The sequence below is a fragment of the Flavobacterium sp. SM2513 genome (assembly GCF_050908145.1).
Taxonomy (GTDB): domain Bacteria; phylum Bacteroidota; class Bacteroidia; order Flavobacteriales; family Flavobacteriaceae; genus Flavobacterium.
Window position 1 is genome coordinate 1,667,375 of record NZ_CP194228.1, and the last position, 26,848, is coordinate 1,694,222.

Annotated in this window: 18 protein-coding genes, 4 tRNA genes, 3 rRNA genes and 1 pseudogene; 12 read left to right on the forward strand and 14 right to left on the reverse strand. The window is 37.9% G+C overall.

Annotated elements, in window-relative coordinates; genetic code table 11:
* From ACQ5J2_RS06750 to ACQ5J2_RS06765, 4 genes are read right to left on the reverse strand one after another with little or no spacing between them, the layout of a single operon-like run.
* The gene (locus tag ACQ5J2_RS06750) at positions 1-1,221 is read right to left on the reverse strand and encodes an ABC transporter permease (RefSeq protein ID WP_432672968.1); all 1,221 of its coding nucleotides are present in this window, start codon (positions 1,219-1,221) and stop codon (positions 1-3) included.
* Between the two features lie 2 nt (positions 1,222-1,223).
* Positions 1,224-1,967 carry an ABC transporter ATP-binding protein gene (locus ACQ5J2_RS06755; protein ID WP_432672969.1) on the reverse strand — a complete coding sequence of 248 codons (744 nt, stop codon included), beginning with the start codon at positions 1,965-1,967 and terminating at the stop codon, positions 1,224-1,226.
* A gap of 6 nt (positions 1,968-1,973) precedes the next feature.
* Positions 1,974-3,188 (reverse strand): efflux RND transporter periplasmic adaptor subunit, encoded by a 1,215-nt coding sequence (locus ACQ5J2_RS06760; RefSeq protein WP_432672970.1) that lies wholly within the window; start codon positions 3,186-3,188, stop codon positions 1,974-1,976.
* Between the two features lie 11 nt (positions 3,189-3,199).
* Positions 3,200-4,531: a TolC family protein gene (locus ACQ5J2_RS06765; protein ID WP_432672971.1), complete on the reverse strand. Its 1,332-nt coding sequence runs from the start codon at positions 4,529-4,531 to the stop codon at positions 3,200-3,202.
* Between the two features lie 2,125 nt (positions 4,532-6,656).
* Here ACQ5J2_RS06765 and ACQ5J2_RS06770 point away from each other — a divergent pair.
* The 5 genes from ACQ5J2_RS06770 (at position 6,657) to rrf (ending at position 11,757) form a co-directional block, all read left to right on the forward strand.
* Positions 6,657-8,172 (forward strand): 16S ribosomal RNA (locus ACQ5J2_RS06770).
* Positions 8,173-8,258: 86 nt separating this feature from the next.
* Positions 8,259-8,332: transfer RNA gene (locus ACQ5J2_RS06775), tRNA-Ile, on the forward strand.
* 110 nt (positions 8,333-8,442) lie between these two features.
* Positions 8,443-8,516: transfer RNA gene (locus ACQ5J2_RS06780), tRNA-Ala, on the forward strand.
* Positions 8,517-8,631: 115 nt separating this feature from the next.
* Positions 8,632-11,515: ribosomal RNA gene (locus ACQ5J2_RS06785) — 23S ribosomal RNA — on the forward strand.
* 133 nt (positions 11,516-11,648) lie between these two features.
* Positions 11,649-11,757, forward strand: a 5S ribosomal RNA gene (rrf, locus tag ACQ5J2_RS06790).
* Together the 16S, 23S and 5S rRNA genes with 2 tRNA genes alongside form the textbook arrangement of a ribosomal RNA operon.
* Positions 11,758-12,156: 399 nt before the next feature.
* Here the strand turns inward: rrf and ACQ5J2_RS06795 are convergent.
* Positions 12,157-12,456: a transposase gene (locus ACQ5J2_RS06795; RefSeq protein WP_432672972.1), complete on the reverse strand. Its 300-nt coding sequence runs from the start codon at positions 12,454-12,456 to the stop codon at positions 12,157-12,159.
* On the opposite strand from ACQ5J2_RS06795, the pseudogene ACQ5J2_RS06800 reads away from it, so the two are divergent.
* Together ACQ5J2_RS06800 and ACQ5J2_RS06805 are read left to right on the forward strand one after the other, a co-directional pair.
* A pseudogene (locus tag ACQ5J2_RS06800) lies at positions 12,412-12,600 on the forward strand (IS3 family transposase); the annotation flags it as partial. The gene ACQ5J2_RS06795 and the pseudogene ACQ5J2_RS06800 sit on opposite strands and share 45 nt — an antisense overlap.
* Positions 12,601-12,890: 290 nt before the next feature.
* On the forward strand, positions 12,891-13,172 hold the full coding sequence (locus tag ACQ5J2_RS06805) for a 4a-hydroxytetrahydrobiopterin dehydratase (protein WP_432672973.1): 282 nt from the start codon (positions 12,891-12,893) through the stop codon (positions 13,170-13,172).
* 47 nt (positions 13,173-13,219) lie between these two features.
* Here ACQ5J2_RS06805 and ACQ5J2_RS06810 read toward each other — a convergent pair.
* A tRNA-Met gene (locus ACQ5J2_RS06810) sits at positions 13,220-13,292 on the reverse strand.
* 51 nt (positions 13,293-13,343) lie between these two features.
* Positions 13,344-13,416, reverse strand: a tRNA-Met gene (locus ACQ5J2_RS06815).
* Between the two features lie 117 nt (positions 13,417-13,533).
* Here ACQ5J2_RS06815 and era point away from each other — a divergent pair.
* Complete coding sequence (gene era, locus ACQ5J2_RS06820) at positions 13,534-14,418, forward strand: GTPase Era (RefSeq protein ID WP_432672974.1); 885 nt, start codon at positions 13,534-13,536, stop codon at positions 14,416-14,418.
* A 36-nt stretch (positions 14,419-14,454) separates the two neighbouring features.
* On the opposite strand, the gene ACQ5J2_RS06825 is transcribed toward era, so the two are convergent.
* Positions 14,455-14,955 (reverse strand): hypothetical protein, encoded by a 501-nt coding sequence (locus ACQ5J2_RS06825; protein WP_432672975.1) that lies wholly within the window; start codon positions 14,953-14,955, stop codon positions 14,455-14,457.
* Between the two features lie 312 nt (positions 14,956-15,267).
* On the opposite strand from ACQ5J2_RS06825, the gene der reads away from it, so the two are divergent.
* Both der and ACQ5J2_RS06835 read left to right on the forward strand, forming a co-directional pair.
* On the forward strand, positions 15,268-16,575 hold the full coding sequence (der, locus tag ACQ5J2_RS06830; RefSeq protein ID WP_432672976.1) for a ribosome biogenesis GTPase Der: 1,308 nt from the start codon (positions 15,268-15,270) through the stop codon (positions 16,573-16,575).
* Positions 16,576-16,768: 193 nt separating this feature from the next.
* On the forward strand, positions 16,769-19,540 hold the full coding sequence (locus tag ACQ5J2_RS06835) for an outer membrane beta-barrel protein (RefSeq protein ID WP_432672977.1): 2,772 nt from the start codon (positions 16,769-16,771) through the stop codon (positions 19,538-19,540).
* A gap of 46 nt (positions 19,541-19,586) precedes the next feature.
* On the opposite strand, the gene ACQ5J2_RS06840 is transcribed toward ACQ5J2_RS06835, so the two are convergent.
* From ACQ5J2_RS06840 to ACQ5J2_RS06865, 6 genes are all read right to left on the reverse strand, one after another.
* The gene (locus ACQ5J2_RS06840; RefSeq protein WP_432672978.1) at positions 19,587-19,916 is read right to left on the reverse strand and encodes a hypothetical protein; all 330 of its coding nucleotides are present in this window, start codon (positions 19,914-19,916) and stop codon (positions 19,587-19,589) included.
* A gap of 16 nt (positions 19,917-19,932) precedes the next feature.
* On the reverse strand, positions 19,933-20,736 hold the full coding sequence (locus ACQ5J2_RS06845; protein ID WP_432672979.1) for a TPM domain-containing protein: 804 nt from the start codon (positions 20,734-20,736) through the stop codon (positions 19,933-19,935).
* A complete protein-coding gene (locus ACQ5J2_RS06850; protein WP_432672980.1) occupies positions 20,737-21,174 on the reverse strand; it encodes a TPM domain-containing protein in 438 nt (145 codons plus the stop codon).
* A gap of 1 nt (position 21,175) precedes the next feature.
* Positions 21,176-21,763: a LemA family protein gene (locus ACQ5J2_RS06855; RefSeq protein WP_432672981.1), complete on the reverse strand. Its 588-nt coding sequence runs from the start codon at positions 21,761-21,763 to the stop codon at positions 21,176-21,178.
* A 31-nt stretch (positions 21,764-21,794) separates the two neighbouring features.
* Positions 21,795-22,127: a MerR family transcriptional regulator gene (locus tag ACQ5J2_RS06860; RefSeq protein WP_432672982.1), complete on the reverse strand. Its 333-nt coding sequence runs from the start codon at positions 22,125-22,127 to the stop codon at positions 21,795-21,797.
* 77 nt (positions 22,128-22,204) lie between these two features.
* On the reverse strand, positions 22,205-23,182 hold the full coding sequence (locus ACQ5J2_RS06865; protein ID WP_432672983.1) for a M23 family metallopeptidase: 978 nt from the start codon (positions 23,180-23,182) through the stop codon (positions 22,205-22,207).
* A 269-nt stretch (positions 23,183-23,451) separates the two neighbouring features.
* Between ACQ5J2_RS06865 and alaS the strand changes: the two genes are divergently transcribed.
* Complete coding sequence (gene alaS, locus ACQ5J2_RS06870) at positions 23,452-26,085, forward strand: alanine--tRNA ligase (RefSeq protein WP_432672984.1); 2,634 nt, start codon at positions 23,452-23,454, stop codon at positions 26,083-26,085.
* Positions 26,086-26,211: 126 nt separating this feature from the next.
* Complete coding sequence (locus ACQ5J2_RS06875) at positions 26,212-26,835, forward strand: hypothetical protein (protein WP_432672985.1); 624 nt, start codon at positions 26,212-26,214, stop codon at positions 26,833-26,835.
* Positions 26,836-26,848 lie beyond the last annotated feature (13 nt).

A 26,848-nucleotide genomic window follows, 5' to 3' on the forward strand; every position in this document is an offset into this window, starting at 1 on the left:
TTATTCGTATCTTAAAGCGGTTATAGGGTCTAGTGCTGCAGCTTTTTTGGCAGGATACCACCCAAAGAATATACCGGTAACGGCACAGACGATGAACGATATAACAATCGAATACAAGGCGACACTTGTAGGCCAATGTAAGAATTTTTCAATAAAAAAAGTAGCGGCAAGGCCTAAAATTACACCTAAGATGCCTCCGGTAATACTAATTAGTATAGCTTCGATAAGGAACTGCATCAGTATATCCGAGCCTCTTCCACCAACTGCCATTCTAAGTCCTATTTCTTTTGTACGTTCTTTTACCGAAACATACATAATATTCATAATTCCGATTCCTCCAATTAATAGTGAAATACTAGCAACGGCAACTAACAAAAGTGTTAGCATTTCGCTGGTAGAGCTAAACGTCGAAATCAATTCCTCCATTGATTTAACATAAAAGTCAGCTTCTTCCTCGTCCATAAGTTTATGTTGCTCCCGTAATATTTCGGTTACTTGCAGTACTGCATCGGGTGCATCTTCTTCACTTACAGCCGATGCCATTACTTGGTTCAAGTAGTCTATCGCCAAAATACGTTTTTGTACAGTAGTATAAGGAGCAATAACTACATCGTCTTGGTCTTGTCCAAAAGTATTTTCGCCCTTTTCCTCTAGAACACCAATCACCTTAAACGGGATGTTATTAAATCGGATCATTTGTCCCACAGGGTCTGTACCATTAGTGAATATGTTTTCCACTACTGTTTGTCCAATCAGGGCTACCTTTGCTGCTCCTTGTACATCTGCCTCGGTAAACATGCTTCCGCTTTGTAAGCCAACTACTTTAATGTCCAAGTACTCCGTATTGACTCCATATATGGAACTCGGCCAGTTGTTGGAACCACTAATAACTTGTCCGCCTCCATTGACCATTGGTGTAATATAGCTGAGCAAATCGGCTTGTTTTTTGATTGCTTCGTAGTCCTTGAGTGTAAGCGTTTGTACATCGCCTCCGCTACCTTTGGCAGGACCTCGAACATCGGCTCCTGGTCGAATGGTAATCATATTAGACCCCATTGCCGATATCGTAGTACGGATACTTTCTTTACTTCCTTCCCCGATGGCAAGCATTGCAATAACGGACGCTACCCCAATGATGATTCCTAACATAGTAAGTAGGGTACGCATTTTGTTCAGTACAATGGCTTTTAATGCTATTTTAAATAGGTTTAATAGTCTCATAATTAATGATTTTCTTGTGGTAAATTAGCTAATTGTGTCGCGGCCGATTGCACATTGGTATTCGGAATGTCCTGTATAACGGCTCCGTCTTTCAACACAATAGTTCGACTGCTAAAAGTAGCAATGTCGGGTTCATGGGTTACAAAAGTGATGGTAATGCCTTTTTGGTTCAACTCCTGAAACAGCGACATGATTTCATAAGAAGTTCGGGTATCCAAATTTCCAGTAGCTTCATCCGCGAGTATCATTACCGGATTATTCACTAAAGACCTTGCAATAGCTACCCTTTGCTGTTGTCCTCCGGATAATTGCGAAGGCGTATGATGTAGCCGGTCGCCTAAGCCTACCAATTCCAATGCTTTAATCGCTCGCTCTCGTCGTTCAGTAGTGGAAACTTTGCTGTTGTATAGCAAGGGTAATTCTACATTCTCGATGGCTGAGGTACGGGCCAAGAGGTTATAGGATTGAAATATAAATCCAATTTTCTCGTTTCTAATGGTGGCCAAGGCATCCCGACTCAAGTCTTTCACCCGAACACCGTCGATCTCGTAAATACCAGAAGTGGGTTGGTCCAAACAGCCTAGAATATTTAGCAACGTACTCTTTCCTGAGCCACTAGAGCCCATGATGGTGACAAACTCGCCTTCCTTAATGGAAAAAGAAACGCCTTTTAACGCATGCACCGTTTCCGTACCCATCGTAAATTCTCGTTTTAAACTATCTATTTTTATGATTTCTTTTTTCATGGTATTTTATCTTTTTTTGCCTCCTCCAGGTGGTTTCTGCATAAACGGACTTTCCTCAGTTACTTCTTGGGGGATATCTGCTTTTACACCAGCTTTCAAACTGTACACCAACTTTTCGCCTTCTATCAGGCCTTCCAAGACTTGAACATTTACGCCGTCACTGGCGCCTATAGTTATTTTTTTAGAACTAATGGAACCATCAGTAGCTAATACCCATACGATAGTTGCAGTATCATCTTGCTTTGGTCGCTCCATAGGTGTTGAGGGGGCCAACTTCTGTTGTTGGTTGTAAGCTTGCATCACATCAGGAGTTGGCCTAAACTGGATGACTTTTGCCTCTGTGGTCAGAATGTCGTTTAGCTCCAAGGTATAAATGGAAATGGTAGCCGTTAATCCTGGCTTCAACTTTAAGTCGGGGTTTTCGGCTTTCACAACTACGGTGTAGGTAACCACATTAGAGGTTACCGTTGGGTCTAGTCGTACTTGAGTTACTGTTCCGTTAAAGGTTTCGCCTTGGTACGCATCTACCGTAAAGGTCACTCTCTGTCCTACTTTGACCTCTCCAATATCGGCCTCATCTACATCGGCTTCCACTTGCATTTCTTTCAAATCTTGTGCAATGGTAAACAAGGTGGGTGTACTAAAACTTGCAGCTACCGTTTGCCCTTCGTCAATGGCTCTAGATAAAATTACCCCGTCAATAGGCGAATAGATATCGGCATAACTTAAATTGGTTTTGGCTTGTGCCAAGTCCGATTGTCTTTGAGTTACCGTTCCTTTTGCTGTTTCTAAGTTGTAAAAGGCATCGTCGTAATCAGATCGACTGATGACTTGGTTATCATACAGTGTTTTCTGTCTTGTAAATATGGATTGCAAATAATTACGCTGACTTACCGCATTGTTGTATCCCGCTTGAGCTTGTACATACGACGCTTTTAAATTGGTTTTGTCCAACTCTGCAATAAGCTGGCCTTCCTTAACTTCGCTGTTATAATCCACATATATTTTTTCTACTACACCAGAAACTTGTGTTCCTACTTCCACTTGGGTTATAGGTTCTATAGTTCCGGTTGCCGTCACCATCGTACTTACGCTGCCTTTTTTGGTTGCCACCGTTTTAGCCTCAATCAGTACAGAAGTATCGGTTTTAAAATATTGGTAGGCTCCTATAGCAAGTACTAGTAGTACTATGCTACTTATAATTAATTTTTTCTTTTTCATTTGAATGTAGATTAAAGTTTAATTTCGTTTCCTTGGTAAAATTGTAATAATTGTTGGTATAAAATGTTGAGGTATTTGGCTTGCAAATAATTCTGTTGTGCATTGGTATATGTATTTTGGCTCAAAACCAAGTCGGTTGTACTTAAGCCTCCTAGTTCGTATTTTTTCTGTGCCAATTGATAGGTTTGTTCCGCTGCTACCTTTGAAGCTTGTGAAGCCGCTACTTGTTCCTGTGCTGCTAAAGCATTTTGGTAGGCTGTTTCTACTTTCTTATACACTTCCTTTTCGGTTGTTTGCTTTTGAATGTTTGCTTTTTCAATAGTAATAGTTGCTTTTTGTACTGCCGCTTTGGTTTGATTACGATTGAAAATTGGGATACTCAAGGACAATCCAACACGTTGGTTAAAGTTGACATTAAATTGGTCCGAAAATGCAGCATCGTTAACGCTTGTATAACCGGAACCTACGCTGCCATTTAACGATAGTGTTGGCAAATAAGCTCCTTTTGCAATATCCAATGCTTTTTCAGATACGGACAGATTCATTTCACTGACTTTCATTTCGGGTAAAAAGCCAAACGCATTTTGGTATAACGCCGTTTTGTCTATAGGTATACTAAGAATCGCACTGTTATCGGGAAGTTCGGCTAGTGCAAAGTCGTCCAGAGGGGTTAGTTCTAGTAGTTGTTTTAATACCAATAATAATTGTTGGTAGTCGTTTTTGGCGGCAATCACGTTGTATTTGTTGGTTGCAGCCTGGCTTTGTGCTTCTGTATAGTCACTTAGGGCAATGCTTCCGGCATCAAATCTTGATTTGGCACGCAAAACTTCTTTCTCGGAAGCCGACCAGTTATTTTCTGCTATAACAATACTCTCCTTGCTGTACAAAGCCCGCAAGTAGTTCTCTAAAATATTTAAAGTTATGTTGTTTTGTTCTACTTCTTCCTGAAAGATACTTTGTTCCAGCAACAACTTATTTTGTTTAATCTTGATGTTTAACTGATTGCCTTGAAATAATGTCATGCTGCTATTTATCCCCACATTCGTACTATGGATTTGATCGGTAACATAATTACTCGTTATCGGGTCAATAGAATTACCATTAGAAAAGTTTTGGGAAGCACTACCAAATAAGTTGGGCAGGCGTTCGGACTTAGATTGGTCATAAGTAATTTCTGCTGTGGATTTATCTAGAGTCGCACTTTTAATAGTTATGTTGTTCTCCAATGCATAATCGATGCATTCTTGCAAAGTCCACGTTTTGGATTGAGCGGAAAGCGGTACTTCTTGTGCAATACTGACTTGCAGGACCAAGAAACAGGCAAGGGTGAGGTATAATTTCATAGTAACTTATTTTTAATTTACTATTCAAAGGTGCGTTTATATCCTCGTGTCCTAAAGTCTAATATATGTTTGGTGCTATTGTCTATACAGAAGCAGTAGTTTTATCGACGAAATTTCAGCAGATACTTATTTTTTAAGAGCACCAACCTAGATAGGCGATTAAAAAAAATTAGTCTAAAACAATGAATCTAACGGAACGACTATGAGGTGGTTCAGAATTAGTTCGCCAATTTTTAAGCGCTCAAACCAATAATTTGATTTTAAATCGATTAGTATCGAATGAGTTTGCTGAAATTATCAAATACTTCAAGTTTTTCAATAAAAGGACAACCATCTATTCAGATGAACTTGTAAAATGTCATTTGAGCAATTAAGGAAAGTCAGCACGCGAAGAACGGTAAACCGTCATAAAGATAGTTGAGGTAAGTGGAGCGGCTCCTCCCGTACTTAATAGAATAAAAAACTAGCTGCGCGGCTAAAAACCTGCTTTTTTTTCCAACTAACGTTTAATCGTTACACGTTCACTGAGACCTACTTCCAGCATATAGGTGTATATAGGATTTCGATGGAGCATCTATTGAAATACTTCCAAATGACCAAGCTACTCAAATAACATTACTACCTGAAAACTCCACAGGAAGCAAAGCAATGTAATTGTGCCAAGAAGACTATTGTTCTAAATTTCTTTAAATGAATAGGTATTCATTTTAAATAGCGAATGGTACCCAAATAACCACATAGACAGTTAGAAGTAGTCGCTAATAATAACAAGGAGTTGATGACTTTGAAAGTAGTGTGTATCCGTACTTTATTGATGTGATAAAAGAATGAACAGAACGGCATACGTAGCACCCATTTTGCAAAGCACTAAATTACAGGCAAAATTGCAATATTATAGTGAATAGTTAATGTATAGCATAAGGGAAGATAGCGTCTGAAGAGTGGCTGAAAGCTTTATCACATACAACTCCTCCAAACGTGCCTTATATATAGGACTAAAATCCTTTAACCACTTACCGACGTAATTATAAACCACTACCTATAGTATTAAGAGTAGTACACCCACTTTCCCATATTCTTAAATCCTCCTCCTTAAGTCTTTCCATCTTTCTATTCTTCAATCCTATCATCTCTCAGTCCTATTTGATAAGTCTTAACTCCATATTTACTCCATACGTACAGTAGCTTTGCTTTAGGGATGTGCCGTATATGTGCCGTATGATAACCGTATATAAGGATAATATAAAAGGAGTTTAAACAGGTGATACCCCAAAAGAAACAAGCATTTGCAATTACCCAAGATTGAATCACAACCAAATTAAGCTTATTCCTATAAATGCCCCCGATAGTCCTGGAAACAATACAAACCAAAGATAAGAAAAATAATTAGAACACCAACAAGAGCCATACCTATATATAGGAGAAGCATTAAATCAAACAAATACTCCCAAACACACAGCAATTACTAGGAGAAACAAAAAAAAGTCATTCTCAAACCCCACACTTTTAACCAATTAAAAAATACTTTACAATTACTTTACAAAGACGCTTGTATAAGAGAAAAGAAGTGTTACTTTTGCACCCGCAATAAGGCGCAAGTTCATACAAATACTGACATTCCCCCTCAAGAAAAGGATTAGAAATAATCTAAAAATAAATTTGCGAGATGAGAAAAGAAGTATTAGTTTTGCACCCGCTAACAAGGCAAAGTTCATCAGACATTTTGAGGTTAAGAATTGGAGAGAATAAGCTTAAAAATATTTTCAAAAAGGCTTGCCAGAAATAAAAGAAGGATTTACCTTTGCACCCCGCAAGAGAGGATGTTCATTGAGAGATTGAGTAAGTAATAGAGAAGAAAAAGGGAAGCGAAAGTTTTCAAAAAAACTTCAAAAAAAGCTTGCCAGATTAAAAATAAGATGTACTTTTGCACCCGCTTCGAGAAACACGCTAAGTGAAAAACGAAACGAAAACAAGAATGACACGTTCATAGACATATTGAATTGACAGCCGTTTTGAGAAGAGATTCTCAGAACAAAGAAAAAAAGAGTAAGGTAAATCGTTAAGATTTACGAGTTAGAAATTCGTCAACAATTAGAGGCTTGATTTATTAAGTCTCACACAATATACGATGAAGAGTTTGATCCTGGCTCAGGATGAACGCTAGCGGCAGGCTTAACACATGCAAGTCGAGGGGTATAGAGAGCTTGCTCTCTAGAGACCGGCGCACGGGTGCGTAACGCGTATGCAATCTACCTTTCACAGAGGGATAGCCCAGAGAAATTTGGATTAATACCTCATAGTATATCGAGTTGGCATCAACATGATATTAAAGTCACAACGGTGAAAGATGAGCATGCGTCCCATTAGCTAGTTGGTAAGGTAACGGCTTACCAAGGCAACGATGGGTAGGGGTCCTGAGAGGGAGATCCCCCACACTGGTACTGAGACACGGACCAGACTCCTACGGGAGGCAGCAGTGAGGAATATTGGTCAATGGAGGCAACTCTGAACCAGCCATGCCGCGTGCAGGATGACGGTCCTATGGATTGTAAACTGCTTTTGTACAGGAAGAAACCCTACTTCGTGAAGTAGATTGACGGTACTGTAAGAATAAGGATCGGCTAACTCCGTGCCAGCAGCCGCGGTAATACGGAGGATCCAAGCGTTATCCGGAATCATTGGGTTTAAAGGGTCCGTAGGCGGCCTAGCAAGTCAGTGGTGAAATCTCCCCGCTCAACGGGGAAACGGCCATTGATACTACTAGGCTTGAATTATTAGGAAGTAACTAGAATATGTAGTGTAGCGGTGAAATGCTTAGATATTACATGGAATACCAATTGCGAAGGCAGGTTACTACTAATTGATTGACGCTGATGGACGAAAGCGTGGGGAGCGAACAGGATTAGATACCCTGGTAGTCCACGCCGTAAACGATGGATACTAGCTGTTGGGCGCAAGTTCAGTGGCTAAGCGAAAGTGATAAGTATCCCACCTGGGGAGTACGAACGCAAGTTTGAAACTCAAAGGAATTGACGGGGGCCCGCACAAGCGGTGGAGCATGTGGTTTAATTCGATGATACGCGAGGAACCTTACCAAGGCTTAAATGTAGATTGACCGGTTTGGAAACAGACTTTTCGCAAGACAATTTACAAGGTGCTGCATGGTTGTCGTCAGCTCGTGCCGTGAGGTGTCAGGTTAAGTCCTATAACGAGCGCAACCCCTGTTGTTAGTTGCCAGCGAGTCATGTCGGGAACTCTAACAAGACTGCCAGTGCAAACTGTGAGGAAGGTGGGGATGACGTCAAATCATCACGGCCCTTACGCCTTGGGCTACACACGTGCTACAATGGACGGTACAGAGAGCAGCCACTGGGTGACCAGGAGCGAATCTACAAAACCGTTCTCAGTTCGGATCGGAGTCTGCAACTCGACTCCGTGAAGCTGGAATCGCTAGTAATCGGATATCAGCCATGATCCGGTGAATACGTTCCCGGGCCTTGTACACACCGCCCGTCAAGCCATGGAAGCTGGGGGTGCCTGAAGTCGGTGACCGCAAGGAGCTGCCTAGGGTAAAACTGGTAACTAGGGCTAAGTCGTAACAAGGTAGCCGTACCGGAAGGTGCGGCTGGAACACCTCCTTTCTAGAGAAAGACGCAATAATAACGAAGTAAGTTAGACTTACTTTACTCTTTTCGCTGTTGATTTAAAAAAAAAAGTAATAAAACAGAGTCTCGTAGCTCAGCTGGTTAGAGTACAACACTGATAATGTTGGGGTCGGCAGTTCGAGTCTGCCCGGGACTACTATTTTATACTTAAAGGAAATTTTAGAGGTTGAGAAACCAGTTTACAGTATACGGTATACAGTTTACAGTACATTGCGACTGAAAGACTGTTAACTGACAACTAAAAACGGGGAATTAGCTCAGCTGGCTAGAGCGCCTGCCTTGCACGCAGGAGGTCAACGGTTCGACTCCGTTATTCTCCACAATTCCGAAAGGAAACCCGTTCATTGACATATTGAGATAAGAAAATATTTAATAAGTAGAAAGAAACGCTTTTATGTAAATAGAAGCACACAAGTATATTAATTTATACTGGTACAATAAGCAAAATAAGGGCGTATGGGGAATGCCTAGGCTCTCAGAGGCGATGAAAGGCGTGATAAGCTGCGAAAAGTTACGGGGATGAGCACACATCAGACGATCCGTAAATACCTGAATGGGGCAACCCAATACATTGAAGATGTATTACTCCGATAGGAGGGCAAACCCGCTGAACTGAAACATCTAAGTAGGCGGAGGAGAAGAAAACAAAAGTGATTCCGTAAGTAGTGGCGAGCGAACGCGGATTAGCCCAAACCAATGTTGTTACGGCAATGTTGGGGTTGTAGGACCACGACATTTTATGCATGCAGAACCGGAATAACCTGGAAAGGTTAACCAAAGAGGGTGATAGTCCCGTATGGGTAATAAATGTAATAGATAGTGGTATCCTGAGTAGGGCGGGACACGAGAAATCCTGTCTGAATTTGGCGGGACCATCCGCTAAGGCTAAATACTCCTGAGAGACCGATAGTGAACCAGTACCGTGAGGGAAAGGTGAAAAGAACCGTGAATAACGGAGTGAAATAGATCCTGAAACCATACGCTTACAAGCGGTCGGAGCCCTTTCGTGGGGTGACGGCGTGCCTTTTGCATAATGAGCCTACGAGTTAACGTTGCTGGCAAGGTTAAGTGGTTAAGCCACGGATCCGTAGCGAAAGCGAGTCTGAATAGGGCGCTTTAGTCAGTAGTGTTAGACGCGAAACCGTGTGATCTACCCATGGACAGGTTGAAGCTGTGGTAACACATAGTGGAGGACCGAACCCGTTGACGTTGAAAAGTCTTGGGATGATCTGTGGGTAGGGGTGAAAGGCCAATCAAACTCGGAAATAGCTCGTACTCCCCGAAATGCATTTAGGTGCAGCGTTATGCGTAAAGTTATATAGAGGTAGAGCTACTGATTGGATGCGGGGGCTTCACCGCCTACCAATTCCTGACAAACTCCGAATGCTATATAATGTTTCATAACAGTGAGGGCTTGGGTGCTAAGGTCCAAGTCCGAGAGGGAAAGAACCCAGACCATCAGCTAAGGTCCCCAAATATATACTAAGTTGAAAGAACGAGGTTTGTCTGCCCAGACAGCTAGGATGTTGGCTTGGAAGCAGCCATTCATTTAAAGAGTGCGTAACAGCTCACTAGTCGAGCGGACGAGCATGGATAATAATCGGGCATAAGTATATTACCGAAGCTATGGATTTACAATTTATTGTAAGTGGTAGGGGAGCATTCTCACAGGGTAGAAGGTGTATCGTAAGGTATGCTGGACCGGTGAGAAAAGAAAATGTAGGCATAAGTAACGATAATGCGGGCGAGAAACCCGCACACCGAAAGACTAAGGTTTCCACAGCTATGCTAATCAGCTGTGGGTTAGTCGGGACCTAAGGCGAACCCGAAAGGGACAGTCGATGGACAACGGGTTAATATTCCCGTACTTGTTATAACTGTGATGGGGTGACGGAGTGATGAAAGCGCCGCGAACTGACGGAATAGTTCGTTGAAGTACCTACCTATAAGGCCCGCAGGCAAATCCACGGGCTTTGGGGAAATACGATAGTACTCAGAGGCTTCGGCCAACGAGATAGTGCGCCTAAGGGCTTCCAAGAAAAACCTCTAAACTTCAGGTTATAACAACCCGTACCGCAAACCGACACAGGTAGTCGAGATGAGAATTCTAAGGTGCTCGAGAGATTCATGGCTAAGGAATTAGGCAAAATAGACCCGTAACTTCGGGAGAAGGGTCGCCCACAGCAATGTGGGCCGCAGTGAAGAGGTCCAGGCGACTGTTTATCAAAAACACAGGGCTCTGCAAAATCGTAAGATGAAGTATAGGGCCTGACACCTGCCCGGTGCTGGAAGGTTAAGTGGAGATGTTATCTTCGGAGAAGCATTGAAATGAAGCCCCAGTAAACGGCGGCCGTAACTATAACGGTCCTAAGGTAGCGAAATTCCTTGTCGGGTAAGTTCCGACCTGCACGAATGGTGTAACGATCTGGACACTGTCTCAGCCATGAGCTCGGTGAAATTGTAGTAACGGTGAAGATGCCGTTTACCCGCAGTGGGACGAAAAGACCCTGTGCACCTTTACTATAGCTTAGTATTGGTCTTGGATAAGTGATGTGTAGGATAGGTGGGAGACTTCGATCCTGCGTCGCTAGGCGTAGGTTAGTCATTGTTGAAATACCACCCTTTGCTTATCTGAGATCTAACCCCGGAATCCGGGGGACATTGCTTGGTGGGTAGTTTGACTGGGGTGGTCGCCTCCAAAAGAGTAACGGAGGCTTCTAAAGGTTCCCTCAGTACGCTTGGTAACCGTGCGTAGAGTGCAATGGCATAAGGGAGCTTGACTGAGAGACATACAGGTCGATCAGGTACGAAAGTAGAGCATAGTGATCCGGTGGTTCCGCATGGAAGGGCCATCGCTCAAAGGATAAAAGGTACGCCGGGGATAACAGGCTGATCTCCCCCAAGAGCTCATATCGACGGGGGGGTTTGGCACCTCGATGTCGGCTCGTCACATCCTGGGGCTGGAGAAGGTCCCAAGGGTTGGGCTGTTCGCCCATTAAAGTGGCACGCGAGCTGGGTTCAGAACGTCGTGAGACAGTTCGGTCTCTATCTACTGTGGGCGTTAGAAATTTGAGTGGATCTGATTCTAGTACGAGAGGACCGAATTGGACAAACCTCTAGTGTATCTGTTGTCACGCCAGTGGCACCGCAGAGTAGCTACGTTTGGAAGGGATAAGCGCTGAAAGCATATAAGCGCGAAACCCACCACAAGATGAGATTTCTTTAAAGGGTCGTGGGAGATGACCACGTTGATAGGCTATAGATGTAAAGGCAGTAATGTCATAGTCGAGTAGTACTAATAACCCATAAGCTTATGTACACATTTTCCCCGACGCAAGTCGGGGGAGACTCTTTCTAGTTCTTCATTGAATATATTAAATTTTCTTTATCTCAGTATGTTAAGATATTATGTAATTGTTCCCGATACACTCGGGACCCCTTGCAAAACGACTTAAGGTGGTTATTGCGGCGGGGCTCACCTCTTCCCATCCCGAACAGAGAAGTTAAGCCCGCCTGCGCAGATGGTACTGCAATTTGTGGGAGAGTATGTCGTCGCCTTTCTTTATTGAACCCTAACCTGTAAAGGTTGGGGTTCTTTTTTTTTATAGCAACTACGAGTGCGCCTAACGGCTCGGTTCGTTGTCTTTATTTTTAAAACCCTTCATTTAGTAGATGAAGGGTTTTTAGATTTAGAACTGTTTTTGGGCTCCCAGCGAAGACACACAAATGACTTGCGAAGGCACATAAATTGATTTCTAAGGCACACAAATTGGCTTAGAAGGTAAATAAATGACTTGCGAAGACACACATATTAATAGCGAATGCATACGAATTAATTTCTAAAGCGTACAAATTGATGGCGAAGAAGTATAATTTGTTTTGAGGATAGGTAGATTGGTTTTTAATGCACTTAAAATGACTTGGAAGGGATTATAACGAAAAGCTGTGGAATAGCAAAAATTAGACATAGATGTTCGTTAGTCTAAAGAGGAAAAATTCTATGTTTCTCACTCCTCTAAATTGAAATCTAAAAGCTTTTATTTTAGCATTGAAAGATTCCGCTGAAGCATTGGTACTTCTGTTGTCAAAATAGTTTAATATTGTTTGATAATGATTCTGTACTGATTTAGATATGGTATTAAATGATTTAAACTCAGCTTGAGCTACTTTTTCATGCCATTGAGCTAATTTGCATAGACCGTAAATTTTATCGGTAGTATTTTTAAAAATATTAAATATGAGTGTTTGTATAGGTGTCATTTTTCTTCTTTTGAACAATTAAATGAGTGCCTTAAATAATACATACATTGGTACAATACAAAAAGACTGCATTCTACTTTAGGTTATATTTCTCCGCTAGAAATGGAAATCAAATTAAGAAATTTTGATAATAAAGCGGCCTGATTAAATTTGTCTCACTTTTTGTAGTTATTCCAAACTAGCTACAGCAAACATCTGGTATTTCAGCGAGCCGACTCATTTAGAATTTTTTTAGAAATCGATTGAAAAAACAATACTACTTAGTGGAAAGTTATTTAAATCTGTAGGTTGTTTTCTGACTTTACTATAGATTTTACGTTTGATTTTTTTTTTAAATGTAATTATTTGTTATTAGAGCGGTAAATATGGTCTTTCAAAGTATAATTGCCATTATTTATCTAATTTAGCATACTATAATTCTTTACAAATTAAACATGAAGAAATTAACCCCTACAGAACTTCAAAAACAATTAAATACAAATCTACAATTGTGGAAATTAGAATCAGATGTACTCGTTCGCGAGTATAAATTTCAAGATTTTATTGCAGCTTTTGGTTTTATGACTAAAGTAGCACTGTTAGCTCAGCAAGCCAATCACCATCCCGATTGGTCAAATGTATATAACAAAGTAAAAATTTGTTTAACAACGCATGATGCTGGTGGAATTACTGAAAAGGACGTGGATTTAGCACAGGAAATTGAAGCAATTGCATAGTATCGTAAATAAAAAAAACCACTAAAGTAATTTAGTGGTTTTCCTTGTAGCGGGAATTGGACTCGAACCAATGACCTTCGGGTTATGAGCCCGACGAGCTACCTACTGCTCTATCCCGCGATGTGCGTTTGTAATCTCAATATGTTTTATGCCTTTATAAGAAAGTCTTAGTAGCGGGAATTGGACTCGAACCAATGACCTTCGGGTTATGAGCCCGACGAGCTACCTACTGCTCTATCCCGCGATGTTTCGGGTGCAAATTTACAACGTTTATATGGAAATACAAGCAATTTTTTTAAAAAATGTTTTATTTCGTCTATTCCGTTGATATCAGTATCTTTGCAAACTAAATTAAATGTAGATGTCACATAAAGCAGGTTTTGTAAATATAATTGGAAATCCAAACGTTGGAAAATCAACCTTAATGAACGCCTTCGTGGGTGAACGCTTATCGATTATCACTTCGAAAGCACAAACTACGCGTCACCGTATTTTGGGGATTGTAAATGGTGATGATTTTCAAGTAATCTTGTCTGATACACCAGGAATCATCAAGCCAGCTTATGAAATGCAGGAATCGATGATGAATTTCGTCAAATCAGCATTTGAAGATGCGGACATTTTGATTTATATGGTTGAAATTGGCGAGCAAGATTTAAAAGACGAAGCTTTTTTTAATAAAATTATTCATGCAAAAATTCCAATCCTTTTGCTGTTGAATAAAATTGATACCTCAGACCAAGTTCAATTAGAGGAACAAGTCGCTTACTGGACTTCGAAAGTTCCAAATGCGGAGATTTTTCCTATTTCAGCGTTGCAGAATTTTAACGTAAAGGAAGTTTTTAATCGAATCATCGATTTATTGCCAGCGTCACCTCCTTATTATCCAAAAGACCAATTGACAGATAAGCCGGAACGTTTCTTTGTCAACGAAACCATTCGTGAGAAAATCTTACTTCATTATAAGAAGGAAATTCCTTATTCAGTAGAAATTGAAACGGAAGAGTTTTTTGAAGATGAGAATATTATAAGAATTCGCGCTTTAATCATGGTGGAACGGGACACCCAAAAAGGAATTATAATTGGTCACAAAGGAGAAGCTTTGAAGAGAGTAGGAGTGGAAGCTCGAGCTGATTTAGAAAAGTTTTTTGGCAAACAAATTCACATTGAAATGTATGTGAAAGTCAATAAAAACTGGCGAAGTAATACGAATATGTTGAAAAGATTTGGTTACAACCAAAATTAAATACTAAGGAAACGATGGCTGATGTCATCGTTTTTTTTAGCCAAAATCTACAATAGTATTAAGAAGATTATCTAATTTACGCATTTGTGGCTGACATTTTTTTCTGTTTATCCTTGCCTGGAAATATAATGCAAACCATAAAACTAGCATTAATCCCATAATAACGAAGTCTAATGTGGGGGATTGTTGTAATGTCCAATGTGAATAAGCAATGATTGAAAAAATTAAAAATATACCTGCAATGATGAAATGAAGGAACATGAAAAATGTCCAAACTGTCTGGTCCGGTCCGTATAAGCCTCGAACATTGGTAGTCTTGTCTTCATTCTCGGTTAACTCGACGTGTAAATGTGGTGAATAGTAGCTGCGTTTTTCTCGACAGATAAAAAAGAAAATGTGTTGGTCTGAAATCTTAATTAGATACTCTTCTTTCACTTCGAATTTAACTTTTTTAGCATTTTCAAGTATTTCTGCCATCGACTGTAGTACATCGGTACTAAATTTCGGTCTTAATGCAATTGAATTTTCTATTTCCATTTTACTAATTAAGTTGGATTTGTAAAGCGAAAATATCTAAAAATTATCTAACTGAACTATTTATCAATGAATTTTGTTTTTTTAAATCTGTGTCGATTTTATAAAAAGTACAAAATCATTCTAATATCAAAACAAAACCAAATTTACAAAAGTTACTGGGAACGCCTGTGCTTCTTTTGTTTGTGATTTCAAAAAAGCAGTATAAGATGCCCGTCGTGAATGGAGTAAGCTCAATAAAAGTTAAAAATACTTTTAGATTATAAGTAGTTTAAGCATCAAAAAAGCGTACTTTTGCAAATTGAAAATTATTTTATGAACAATATTGTAGCCATAGTTGGACGTCCAAATGTTGGAAAATCAACACTATTTAACCGGTTGATTAAGAGAAGAGAAGCGATTGTAGATTCAGTTTCCGGGGTGACCCGTGACCGAAATTACGGTAAAAGTGAATGGAACGGACAGGAATTTTCTGTAATTGATACGGGTGGTTACATCAAAGGTTCGGACGATGTTTTTGAAAGTGAAATTCGCAAACAAGTAGAATTAGCGATTGATGAAGCAGACGTTATCATTTTTGTGGTCGATGTCGAAGAGGGGATAACGCCAATGGATGATACCGTTGCTAAATTACTTCGCAAAGTAAAAAAACCAGTTTTATTAGCTGTAAACAAGGTAGATAATGCAATGCGTGAAAAAGATGCAATTGAATTTTACAACCTTGGTTTAGGCGATTATTATACCTTTGCAAGTATTTCAGGAAGTGGAACTGGAGATTTGATGGATGCTTTAGTAAATGCTTTTCCAGAAAAACAGGAACCAGTTGATGAAGTTGAATTACCAAGGTTTGCAGTGGTTGGAAGACCAAATGCTGGAAAATCTAGTTTTATAAATGCATTAATTGGTCAAGAGCGATTTATGGTAACGGACATTGCAGGAACAACTCGTGATTCGATTGATACAAAATTTGACCGTTTTGGATTTGAATTTAATTTGGTTGATACCGCTGGAATTCGTCGTAAAGCAAAAGTAAAAGAAGATTTGGAATTTTACTCCGTAATGCGTTCCGTTCGTGCAATTGAATATGCCGATGTTTGTATTTTGATTATTGATGCCACTCGTGGTTTTGAGGGTCAGGATCAATCTATTTTCTGGTTAGCAGAAAAAAACCGCAAAGGAGTTGTGATTTTGGTAAACAAATGGGATTTAGTTGAAAAGGAAACCATGTCAACTCGCGACTACGAAGAGAAGATTCGTAAGGAATTGATGCCTTTTACAGATGTGCCAATTTTATTCGTTTCTGCATTAACAAAGCAACGTTTGTTAAAAGCATTAGAAGCAACAGTTCAGGTTTACGAAAATAAAAAACAGCGAATTGCAACTTCAAAATTCAATGATTATATGTTGAAAGTAATTGAAGGTTACCCACCACCTGCTTTGAAAGGAAAATATGTAAAAATCAAATATTGCATGCAATTGCCAACGCCAACACCTCAGTTTGTGTTTTTTGCAAACTTACCACAATATGTAAAAGAACCGTATAAACGATTTTTAGAGAATAAAATTCGTGAGAAATGGGATTTTTCAGGAGTTCCAATTGATGTGTATATCAGAGAAAAATAAGAAAAAAACCAGAGCGAAAGTTCTGGTTTTTTTGCGTTCAGACATACGCAATATTTTTCCAAATGTTATGCAAATTACATGTTTGGTTGTTTTTGTTAATTTTTTTGTAAGAAATTATTTCTTTTAATACTAAATATCGTAATTCGCTGTTTATAAGATTAACCAAAAACAAAACCAAACAATTACTCCTTTTATGTCAAAAAAACACTCCATTTGGCTCTTTTTTTTATTGTTAACTTCATCCGTGTTTGCTCAAAACACGATATCGATTAAAGGAAAGATTATTGAAGACACTTCTAAACTTCCACTAGAATCCGCTACGATTTACATTACTTCGGTCAAGGATTCTACGATTGTAGATTACACGATTTCTGATAAAAACGGAAATTTCACTTTATCTACGCGAAAAATCACTCAGCCTGTTTATTTCAAAGTCTCGTTTATCGGCTTTCAAGAATATGTTCAAAAATTAGAAGCATTGAATGATTCAAAAGATTTTGGAGTTATTCACATACTGGATCAACCCAATGATTTAAATGAAGTAGTTGTAAAGGGACAAGCTCCACCTGTACGAATTAAGCAAGATACTTTAGAATTTAATGCTTCGTCATTTAAAGTTCGGCCAGATAGTAATGTGGAAGCATTGCTAAAACAACTTCCTGGTGTGGAAGTTTCTTCGGACGGAAAAATCACGGTTAATGGGAAGGAAGTTAATAATATTTTGGTAAATGGAAAACCGTTTTTTGGTAAAGACGGGAAAGTAGCGACTAAAAACTTACCATCAGAAATTATTGATAAAGTCCAAATATCGGATACAAAAACCAAGGAAGAAGAATTGGCAGGACAGGCGGCAAGCTCTGAGGAGAAAACAATTAATTTGACCATTCAAGAAGATAAGAATAAAGGCTTGTTTGGAAAATTTAGCGGAGGATTGGGTACTGATGATCGTTATGAATCTAGCGGATTAATTAATTATTTTAAGAATGATCAGAAGTTCAGCTTTCTAGGTTCATCCAATAATATTAATTCTGTAGGTTTTTCGATGGATGAAATTTTTGATTCTATGGGAGGCGGTAGAAATATGTATTCCAGTAGTGACGGAAGTTTCAATATCGATGGGCAACAATTTGGTGGCGGAAATGGTATTACAAAATCCAATATGATTGGTTTGAATTATTCAGACAAAATAGGCAAGAAAATGGATCCAAGTGCCAGCTATTTTTTCAATTCGGCTGAGAATGAAAACGATTCAAGAAGTAAAATCGAAAATCTTTTGCCAGATAATAAATTCACAACAGAATCTGTAAGTAAAACTCGAAATGTAAATAACGGTCACAATTTGAATGTTGAATTTGAATATAAAATAGATTCGTTGACCACCTTAAGTATCCGTCCGAAGTTAAAGAAAAGTAATGCTCGATATACGGCAACAAGAGCACAAAACTCAGTTGATGAATTTGGAGCAGCCTTAAATGAAAGTAACAGTTACAGCAACAACAATGTTGAAAAAGTTGCCTTTGAAAACAGCCTTTATTTTTTTAGAAAAATGAAGAAAAAAGGACGAAGCATATCTTTTAATTTTAGCAATGAAAATAACAGCGACGAGTCAGATAATCAGGATATTTCATCTACGATATTATACAAGACATTAGGAAACGAAACGATAAGCCGAAATTTGATTGAAAATAACGACGATATAAACGACAAATATTCAACTTCAATAACCTATTCAGAACCAATTACGGATTCGCTCACGTTTTCCGTTGGAGGACGTTATACATGGAATAAATCAGTTGATGACAAAGCTACTTTTAATTTTGATGGTGCAAATAATAGTTATTCTGTAAAGAATGATTCACTTTCCAATTATATTTCCTCTCAAACGAATGTAATAAATCCTTTCATAACATTTAGCATGAGGAAAAAGAATTACAGTGCAAGAATTAATATTGGAACTGAGATTACTCGATTTGAAAACTTCTCGAATTATTTAAATGAAAATACAAATCTTGACAAGGATTACATTTTTCCAAATGTCAACGGATACCTTAATTACCGATTTTCAAAATCAAAATCGTTCTATTTGAACTATCGATATTCGGTAAACCTTCCTACAGCAAATCAAATTTTGCCAGTAGTTAATCTTTCCAATCCACTAAATACGATTGTAGGAAATGCTGATTTAGACCCAACAAGAAGAAACGGCTTCTACCTGGGCTATAACAATTACGACTATGCAACGCGCTCTGGTTTTTACATGTATTCCGGCGGAACCATTTATAACAATCAGATTGTTTCATCAACCGTTTATGACGATAGTGCCAAAAGGAATACCACTTTTGAAAACACAGGAACGACTTATGACGGATATATTGGTTTCAGTTTGGATAAATCAATAAAAAAAGAAGGACATACCTTTAAGTACAGTATAGAAATGAATTCAAATTTTAGCCTTTCCAAAGGTTTAACCAATAATCAAGCCTATGAAGCCGAAGCTATATCTTTCACGCCAAGAGTAGAACTGTCTTGGGAATATGGCGAATTATTTACCATTACGCCAAGTTACAGTTACGATTTTAGCAAAACAAACTTTAAAAATTATTTGATAGATGGACTGACAACTTTTGTTCACAATTTCAAATTAGAAACGACTTCCTATTGGCCAAAGCATTTTGTTTTTGGAAATGATTTTGGCTATACCTATAATTCAAATATTGCAGATGGTTTTCAGAAGGATTTTTATCTTTGGAATATGAGTTTAGGATATAATTTCTTTGGTGATAAATTATTAGCAAAAGTAAAAGTTTATGATTTGCTTGATCAGAACGTAAATGCTACTAGAACAATCACGCCAACGGCAATTCAGGACATCGAAAACACGGTTTTAAGAAGATATACGATGTTTTCACTTACTTACAAGATTGAGAAATTTGGAGGCAAGAAAAAGAATCCTTGGGACGAATAGAGAATGAGGTAGTATAAAGTAAAAAAGGAGCGTTAAGCTCCTTTTTTTATTCGTAAAACGGTTTGAAATAATCTTTAATTTCTTGATCGAAAGACGGATTTTTCAAAAGCATTAAAGTAGTTTCTTTGATTAAAATAAATTCTTCTATCTTAAATTGATTTTCAAAATTTGTATTTATAAAGTCCGACATACTTTGTAAAACGAGATTGATTTCTTCTGTGGAAATCCCTTTATTTTGAATGTGTCGACTTCTAATGAGATAAGCACCAACATGAGATGCAACTTCGATTACTTTTTCATGAGAAAGTTGATTTTTTATCATCAACTTTCCTATAAAGTACTCCATTTGCTGAATAATTAGTTCGTGAATGTTCATATGAATTATTTTTGAATTACCAACCTCCAGAAGCACCACCTCCACCAAATCCGCCGCCGCCTCCAAAGCCACCAAATCCGCCGCCAGAACTTCCGCTTCCGAAACCTCCACCGCCAAATCCACCAGAACTTCTTCCAAGACTGCTTAAAATTAAGATGTCGGCTAAGCTCGAACCTGTGAAGCCACCATTATTATTTCCTCCTCCACCTTTGCCTTTGTTTTTTAAAACTAGCATCAAAATAATAAATCCGATGATTAAGAATATAAAAATACCACCAGAAGGTTGGTCTCCCACTTTCTTGTCGTTTTTGTATTCACCATTTAAAATTTGGAAAATTGCCGTTGTTCCTTTGTCAATTCCAGCATAGTAATTTTGCTGTTTAAATTCGGGTTTGACTACTAGTTCAATAACCCGTTTGGACAACGCATCCGTAAGCAAATGTTCAACGCCATAACCAGACTGAATCGTCATTTGACGGTCGTCAACTGCAATTAAAAACACCACTCCATTGTCTTTTCCTTTCTGACCAATTTCCCACTTATGACCTAAATCTGTAGTAAACCGCTTTATTTCATCACCTCTCGTGTTTTTCACGATTAGCACTAAAACTTCGGTTGATGTAGAGTCAGAGTAGTTCTTTAGCTTCTCATACAAGGTTTGCATTTCTTGGGCACTCAAAATTCCTGTTTTATCAATATCTATAATTGGTGCTATAAAACTTGGTTTTTCAGGAATAGAGCCATTCTGTGAAAACGCAAAAATGCCCGACAAAAGTAAGGTTAGTAAAAATATTCGTTTTATAAAAAGAGTCAATTTCATTTAACTTTTTGATATTTCATTACTCAACTCATTGGTGTCGTCTTCAGCATACGGAAAGAATTTTTTCAAACGCTCTCCAGCTGATAATATTCCGGCAACCAGTCCGTCTTTGTAATTTTTATTTTTAAAATGTTGGATAGCGGCATCTTTTGTGACGTTCCAAAAATCTAGTTCTACCTTTTTATCAATCCCTTCATCGCCAAGAATAGCAAACGTTTTATCAGAAACGCCTACATAAAAAAGCACGCCATTTCTAGCCTCAGTATTTTGCATTTCTAGCGATAAAAAAACCTCCTTGGCTCTTTCGAGTGGAGGTTTTTCGGAATGATTTTCTATGTGAACTCTAATTTCTCCTGAAGTGTTTTTTTCAGCTATAGCAATTGCTTCTACAATTTCTTGTTCTTCTTCAGCAGTTAAAAAATCTTCTGTTTTTGACATATTATTTAAAATCAAATTGTACATCTGGTGCTTTTTCAGCTCCTTCTTCAGATTTGAAACGAGCCATTTCTTCGTAGCCGAAAAGTTTAGCGAAAATTACCGTTGGAAAAGTTTTTATTTTTTTATCGTACACGTTTACTGCTTCATTGTAACGGTCCCGAACTACGTTAATTCTGTTTTCAGTTCCTTCAATTTGTGACTGAAGTTCCAAGAAATTCTGATTCGCTTTTAATTCAGGATAACGTTCAACGGAAACTAATAAACGAGATAGAGCTCCTGAAACACCAGCTTGTGCTTGTTGAAATTGAGCCAATTGGTCTGGCGAAATATTTGCTGGGTCAATTGTTATCGAAGTTGCTTTTGCACGAGCTTCAATTACTTGAACTAAAGTTCCTTTTTCAAAGTCCGCAGCTCCTTGAACGGTTTTAACTAAATTTCCAATTAAATCATTTCGTCTTTGGTAGCTACTTTCTACGTTAGACCATGCGGTTTTCGCATCGGCTTGAACGCCAACTAAACCGTTGTAAGAGCTGATGCTCCAAATCGCTAAAATCACGATAACTACTACTGGAATAATCCACTTTTTCATTTCATTTTTGTTTTAAGGGTTGAAATTTTGTCTAAAGTTCGTTTTTTATTTCGTTTAACTGTGCTTTTATAGCCTCTAATTTACTGATAATATCAAAACTGTCCAAAGTTTTCTGCTGTCCAGCTTTCAAATGCGTTTTTGCACCTTCCAAGGTAAAACCGCGTTCTTTCACTAAATGATAAATTAATTTAAGGTTTTTTACATCCTCAGGTGTAAACATCCGATTGCCTTTTGCATTTTTTTTAGGTTTCAAAATGTCAAATTCTTTATCCCAAAAACGAATCAATGAAGCATTGACATTAAATGCCTTTGCTAATTCGCCCATGCTGTAATACCTTTTATCTGGATTTAATTCGAGATGCATATTTTTCTATTTATAACTTTTTCGATATCAATAACAATAACAATTTCAACGGAAAAATCTAGTATAAAACTTAAACCTTAATCCAAAGACTGATTTTCCTGGCTCGCCAATTTTGAAATTACTGCAAATTCTGCCGCCGAAATATTTCCATAATAATAATTTAACGGATTCACTACTTCACCATTTTTATGCACTTCATAATGTAAATGGGGCGCTTCACTTCGTCCTGTACTTCCTACAAATCCAATGACGTCACCTCGTTTCACCTTTTGACCTTTTCTAACATTGTATTTGCTCAAATGGCCGTATAAAGTTTCATACCCAAAACCATGTCGCACTACAATGTGATTGCCGTATCCTGAAGCATTATTATCGGCTCTATCTACAACTCCATCGCCTGTGGCATAAATTGGAGTTCCCCGTTTTGCAGAAAAATCCATCCCTGCATGAAATTTTCTCACTTTTGTGAAAGGGTCACTTCTGTAGCCAAAACCCGACGCCATATGTTTTAAATTTTCATTTTTTATAGGCTGAATAGCGGGAATAGCAGCTAAAAGCTTTTCTTTTTCTTTGGCTAATTTTACAATTTCATCCAACGACCGCGATTGAATTGCCGCTTGTTTAGATAATATATCTACCCTTTTCGAGGTGTTAATTACCAACTCCGAATTGTTATAACCTTCCAAATCTTTATACCGATTTACACCACCAAAACCTGCTTTTCGTTGTTCCTCAGGAATAATGGAAGTATTAAAATAAGTGCGGTATAAATTATTGTCTCGTTCCTCAATTTGTTCCAAAACAGCATCCACTTCATTCATTTTTGTGTTCAAAATAGCATACCGAATTTTTAAATTTTGAATTTCTCTAGCTTGCAATCGGTCTTTTGGTGTTTCAAAAAATGGAGTATTCAGTAAAGCTATAAAACTCAAAATCCCAAAAACGCCAGCCGAAAGGATGAACAAAGCAATGTAACCAAAACGTTTACGCTTTTTAGTCACAATTTTGCGGTAGGCTAAATTTTCAGAATCGTAGTAATATTTTACCTTCTTCATGTTTTAAAAAATGCTATTTTTGCACCTTGATAAAAAAGGTGGTGCAACAAATTTAATAAATGTTTTGCGATAATGGTTTTCTGGAGCAGAACTTTTGGCTTTTTTGTTTTCCATGTTCCCGCTATTCGTTCTTATTCTTTCCTTCTCCTGAATGTCAGGAGAAGGAAAGAATACCACTACTATCGGGGCTAGGAAGGTTTCCGTTTTTGTCAAGTAATCGTTCGTCATTTTTGTAAAAACACATTCAAAGGAAGTTAAAATAAAATTCAATGAAGTCACAAGATATTAGAAAGCAGTTTTTAGATTTTTTTCAAAGTAAAGGCCATTTAATTGTTCCATCAGCACCCATCGTTTTAAAAGACGACCCAACTTTGATGTTTAACAATTCTGGAATGGCTCAGTTTAAAGAATTTTTCTTAGGAAACGCCACGCCAAAAAGTTCGCGAATTGCTGATACTCAAAAATGTCTTCGCGTTTCAGGAAAACACAATGACTTGGAAGATGTTGGTTTTGATACGTACCACCACACCATGTTTGAAATGCTAGGAAACTGGTCTTTCGGCGATTATTTCAAAAAAGAGGCGATAAATTGGGCTTGGGAATTATTAACGGAAGTATATGAAATCCCAAAAGAGAATTTATATGTTTCGGTTTTTGAAGGAAATGAAGCAGAAAATGTGCCTTTTGATCAAGAAGCTTGGGATATTTGGAAAGAATTAATTGACGAAGACCGTATTATTCTTGGTAATAAAAAAGATAATTTCTGGGAAATGGGCGATCAAGGACCATGTGGACCTTGTTCAGAAATCCATGTCGATTTGCGAACTGATGCTGAAAAAGCAACCGTTTCAGGAAAATCGCTAGTAAATGCGGATCATCCTCAAGTGGTGGAAATCTGGAATAACGTATTTATGGAATTCAACCGTAAAGCGGATGGTTCTTTAGAAAAACTTCCTGCAAAACACGTGGATACTGGAATGGGATTTGAGCGTTTGTGTATGGCTTTACAAGGAAAAACGTCTAATTACGACACGGATGTCTTTACACCACTTATTGAAAAAGTGGAAGAAATTACAGGATTAAAATATACTTCAAACGAAGTTAGAGATATTTCAGAAACGCAAAACAAAACGAATATCGCAATTCGTGTAATTGTAGATCACGTTCGTGCAGTTGCTTTTGCAATTGCTGATGGGCAATTACCTTCAAACACTGGTGCTGGTTATGTAATTCGAAGAATTTTGCGTCGTGCGATTCGTTACGGATTTACATTTTTGGACACAAAAGAACCTTTTATTTATAAATTGGTTGCCGTTTTAGCGAATCAAATGGGTGAATTTTTCCCAGAAATAAAATCGCAACAAAATTTAGTAACCAATGTAATTCGTGAAGAAGAAGCTTCTTTTTTGAGAACGTTAGACCAAGGTTTGCAATTGTTAGATAAGGTAATTTCTGACACAAAAGGAAAACAAGTCGATGGAGCAAAAGCTTTTGAACTCTACGATACTTTCGGATTTCCTATTGATTTAACGGCTTTGATTTTAAGAGAAAGAGGTTTTGATTTAGACGAAGCTGGTTTTGAAAACGCCATGCAAGTACAAAAAACACGGTCTCGTGCGGCTTCTGAAGTTTCTACAGACGACTGGAAAATTTTAGTTGAAGGAAATACAGAAACTTTTGTAGGTTACGACCAAACTGAAAATGACGTAAGAATTACTCGTGTTCGTAAAATTGATTCTAAAAAAGAAGGAATTTTATACCAAGTTGTTTTAGACAACACACCATTTTATCCAGAAGGAGGAGGACAAGTTGGCGATAAAGGCGTATTAGTTTCTGCAAATGAAATCATTGAAATTCTTGATACAAAAAAAGAAAATAATCTGATTTTACACATCACTAAAACATTGCCAGAAAATTTGGAAGCGGCTTTTTCTGCAAAAGTAAATACAGATTTGAGAACTTCTACGGCTAAAAATCATTCTGCGACGCATTTGATGCATTTGGCTTTAAGAACGGTTTTAGGAACACATGTGGAGCAAAAAGGTTCGTTGGTGAATCCAAATTATTTGCGTTTTGACTTTTCACATTTTTCAAAAGTTACCGATGAGGAAATTAAGCAAGTGGAAGATTTTGTAAACCAAAGGATTCAACAACAATTACCTTTAATAGAACGACGAAGTATTCCTATCCAGCAAGCGTTGGAAGAAGGAGCTATGGCTTTGTTTGGTGAAAAATACGGGGATTCTGTTCGGGCAATTAAATTTGGCGAAAGCATGGAACTTTGTGGTGGAATTCACGTTGAAAATACGTCTAACATTTGGTACTTCAAAATAATTTCTGAAGGTGCAGTTGCAGCTGGAATTCGCCGAATTGAAGCAATTACTGGAGATGCTGTAAAAGATTATTTTGCAAAACAAGAAAATACTTTAGCTGAAATCAAAGAAACATTGAAAAATCCGCAAGACACAACGAAAGCGGTGGTTTCCTTGCAAGACGAAAATGCTAAGTTGAAAAAACAAGTAGAGCAATTGTTGAAAGACAAAGCAAAGGGAATGAAATCTGAATTGTCGGCTCAAATCATTGAGGTGAATGGCATCAAATTTCTGTCAGCTCAAGTCGATTTAGATGCGAATGGCGCTAAAGATTTAGCTTACGAATTGGGTCAAAATCAAACCAATTTATTTATTGTTTTCGGAACGATTTCGGATGAAAAATCCATGTTAACTTGTTATATTTCTAAAGAATTAGTTGCAGAGAAAAACCTAAATGCCGGACAAGTGGTTCGTGAATTAGGAAAATACATCCAAGGTGGAGGAGGAGGTCAAGCGTTTTTCGCAACTGCTGGAGGAAAAAATGTGGATGGAATGAAAGAAGCACTGGAAAATGCTATAAAATTTATTTAATTGCTATGAAAAACTTTTTATTTTTTTTGAGTTTTATAATCTTAACATCATGTTCTAGTGATTCAGATTCTGACACTAGTTCCGGTATTAATTAAAAAGATAATTTCCGTTTCAGAGGGTTCCTCAATGGAGACTAATTTCACGTATAACGGTACAAAACTAAATACAATTACAGTTGAGGGAATTCGGATTGAGCACTTTTATACAGGTGATAATATTACAAAAATAAAGCGTTATAATGGCGTTTCATTAGAGTTAGAAACCATTTATGATTATGATAACCAAGGAAGAGTTTCTTCGGAATTTACAACGTTTTATCTGAATGATTTTTTAGGTAAAGTCGTTTATGCCTATAACGATGACCAGACCATCACTTTTCAAGAATATTTTGGAAGTTCTAATCCTCCAACAAATTTAGGAGATACAGGAACTATAGAGAAGACTTCGAGTGGAGAAATTTCTCAAATTGAGACTTATAACCAAAGCGCTTTTTCAAGGAGACAAACCAACACTTATGATGCTAAAAACAGCATTTTTAAGAACATTACGGGTTACGATAAATTGCCTCGAAAGTATGCAAAATTCCATAATCAATTAACTACTAATTCGTATAATTCAGCTAACGAACTAGAAAGTAATTCTACCTTTGAATATAATTATAACACAAATGATTTTCCAACAAACTGTACACAGCTATTTTATCAAAATGGGAACGTAGTAAATACGGTGCAGATAACTTATTTTTATTAAGTTTTTGATGAGG

What these genes read in the sequence shown, in the direction of transcription:
- ACQ5J2_RS06750 (WP_432672968.1), bottom strand. Translation starts at nt 1,221, where the DNA reads ATGAGACTATTAAACCTATTTAAAATAGCATTAAAAGCCATTGTACTG.
- ACQ5J2_RS06755 (WP_432672969.1), bottom strand. Translation starts at nt 1,967, where the DNA reads ATGAAAAAAGAAATCATAAAAATAGATAGTTTAAAACGAGAATTTACG.
- ACQ5J2_RS06760 (WP_432672970.1), bottom strand. Translation starts at nt 3,188, where the DNA reads ATGAAAAAGAAAAAATTAATTATAAGTAGCATAGTACTACTAGTACTT.
- ACQ5J2_RS06765 (WP_432672971.1), bottom strand. Translation starts at nt 4,531, where the DNA reads ATGAAATTATACCTCACCCTTGCCTGTTTCTTGGTCCTGCAAGTCAGT.
- ACQ5J2_RS06795 (WP_432672972.1), bottom strand. Translation starts at nt 12,456, where the DNA reads ATGACACCTATACAAACACTCATATTTAATATTTTTAAAAATACTACC.
- ACQ5J2_RS06805 (WP_432672973.1), top strand. Translation starts at nt 12,891, where the DNA reads ATGAAGAAATTAACCCCTACAGAACTTCAAAAACAATTAAATACAAAT.
- era (WP_432672974.1), top strand. Translation starts at nt 13,534, where the DNA reads ATGTCACATAAAGCAGGTTTTGTAAATATAATTGGAAATCCAAACGTT.
- ACQ5J2_RS06825 (WP_432672975.1), bottom strand. Translation starts at nt 14,955, where the DNA reads ATGGAAATAGAAAATTCAATTGCATTAAGACCGAAATTTAGTACCGAT.
- der (WP_432672976.1), top strand. Translation starts at nt 15,268, where the DNA reads ATGAACAATATTGTAGCCATAGTTGGACGTCCAAATGTTGGAAAATCA.
- ACQ5J2_RS06835 (WP_432672977.1), top strand. Translation starts at nt 16,769, where the DNA reads ATGTCAAAAAAACACTCCATTTGGCTCTTTTTTTTATTGTTAACTTCA.
- ACQ5J2_RS06840 (WP_432672978.1), bottom strand. Translation starts at nt 19,916, where the DNA reads ATGAACATTCACGAACTAATTATTCAGCAAATGGAGTACTTTATAGGA.
- ACQ5J2_RS06845 (WP_432672979.1), bottom strand. Translation starts at nt 20,736, where the DNA reads ATGAAATTGACTCTTTTTATAAAACGAATATTTTTACTAACCTTACTT.
- ACQ5J2_RS06850 (WP_432672980.1), bottom strand. Translation starts at nt 21,174, where the DNA reads ATGTCAAAAACAGAAGATTTTTTAACTGCTGAAGAAGAACAAGAAATT.
- ACQ5J2_RS06855 (WP_432672981.1), bottom strand. Translation starts at nt 21,763, where the DNA reads ATGAAAAAGTGGATTATTCCAGTAGTAGTTATCGTGATTTTAGCGATT.
- ACQ5J2_RS06860 (WP_432672982.1), bottom strand. Translation starts at nt 22,127, where the DNA reads ATGCATCTCGAATTAAATCCAGATAAAAGGTATTACAGCATGGGCGAA.
- ACQ5J2_RS06865 (WP_432672983.1), bottom strand. Translation starts at nt 23,182, where the DNA reads ATGAAGAAGGTAAAATATTACTACGATTCTGAAAATTTAGCCTACCGC.
- alaS (WP_432672984.1), top strand. Translation starts at nt 23,452, where the DNA reads ATGAAGTCACAAGATATTAGAAAGCAGTTTTTAGATTTTTTTCAAAGT.
- ACQ5J2_RS06875 (WP_432672985.1), top strand. Translation starts at nt 26,212, where the DNA reads ATGGAGACTAATTTCACGTATAACGGTACAAAACTAAATACAATTACA.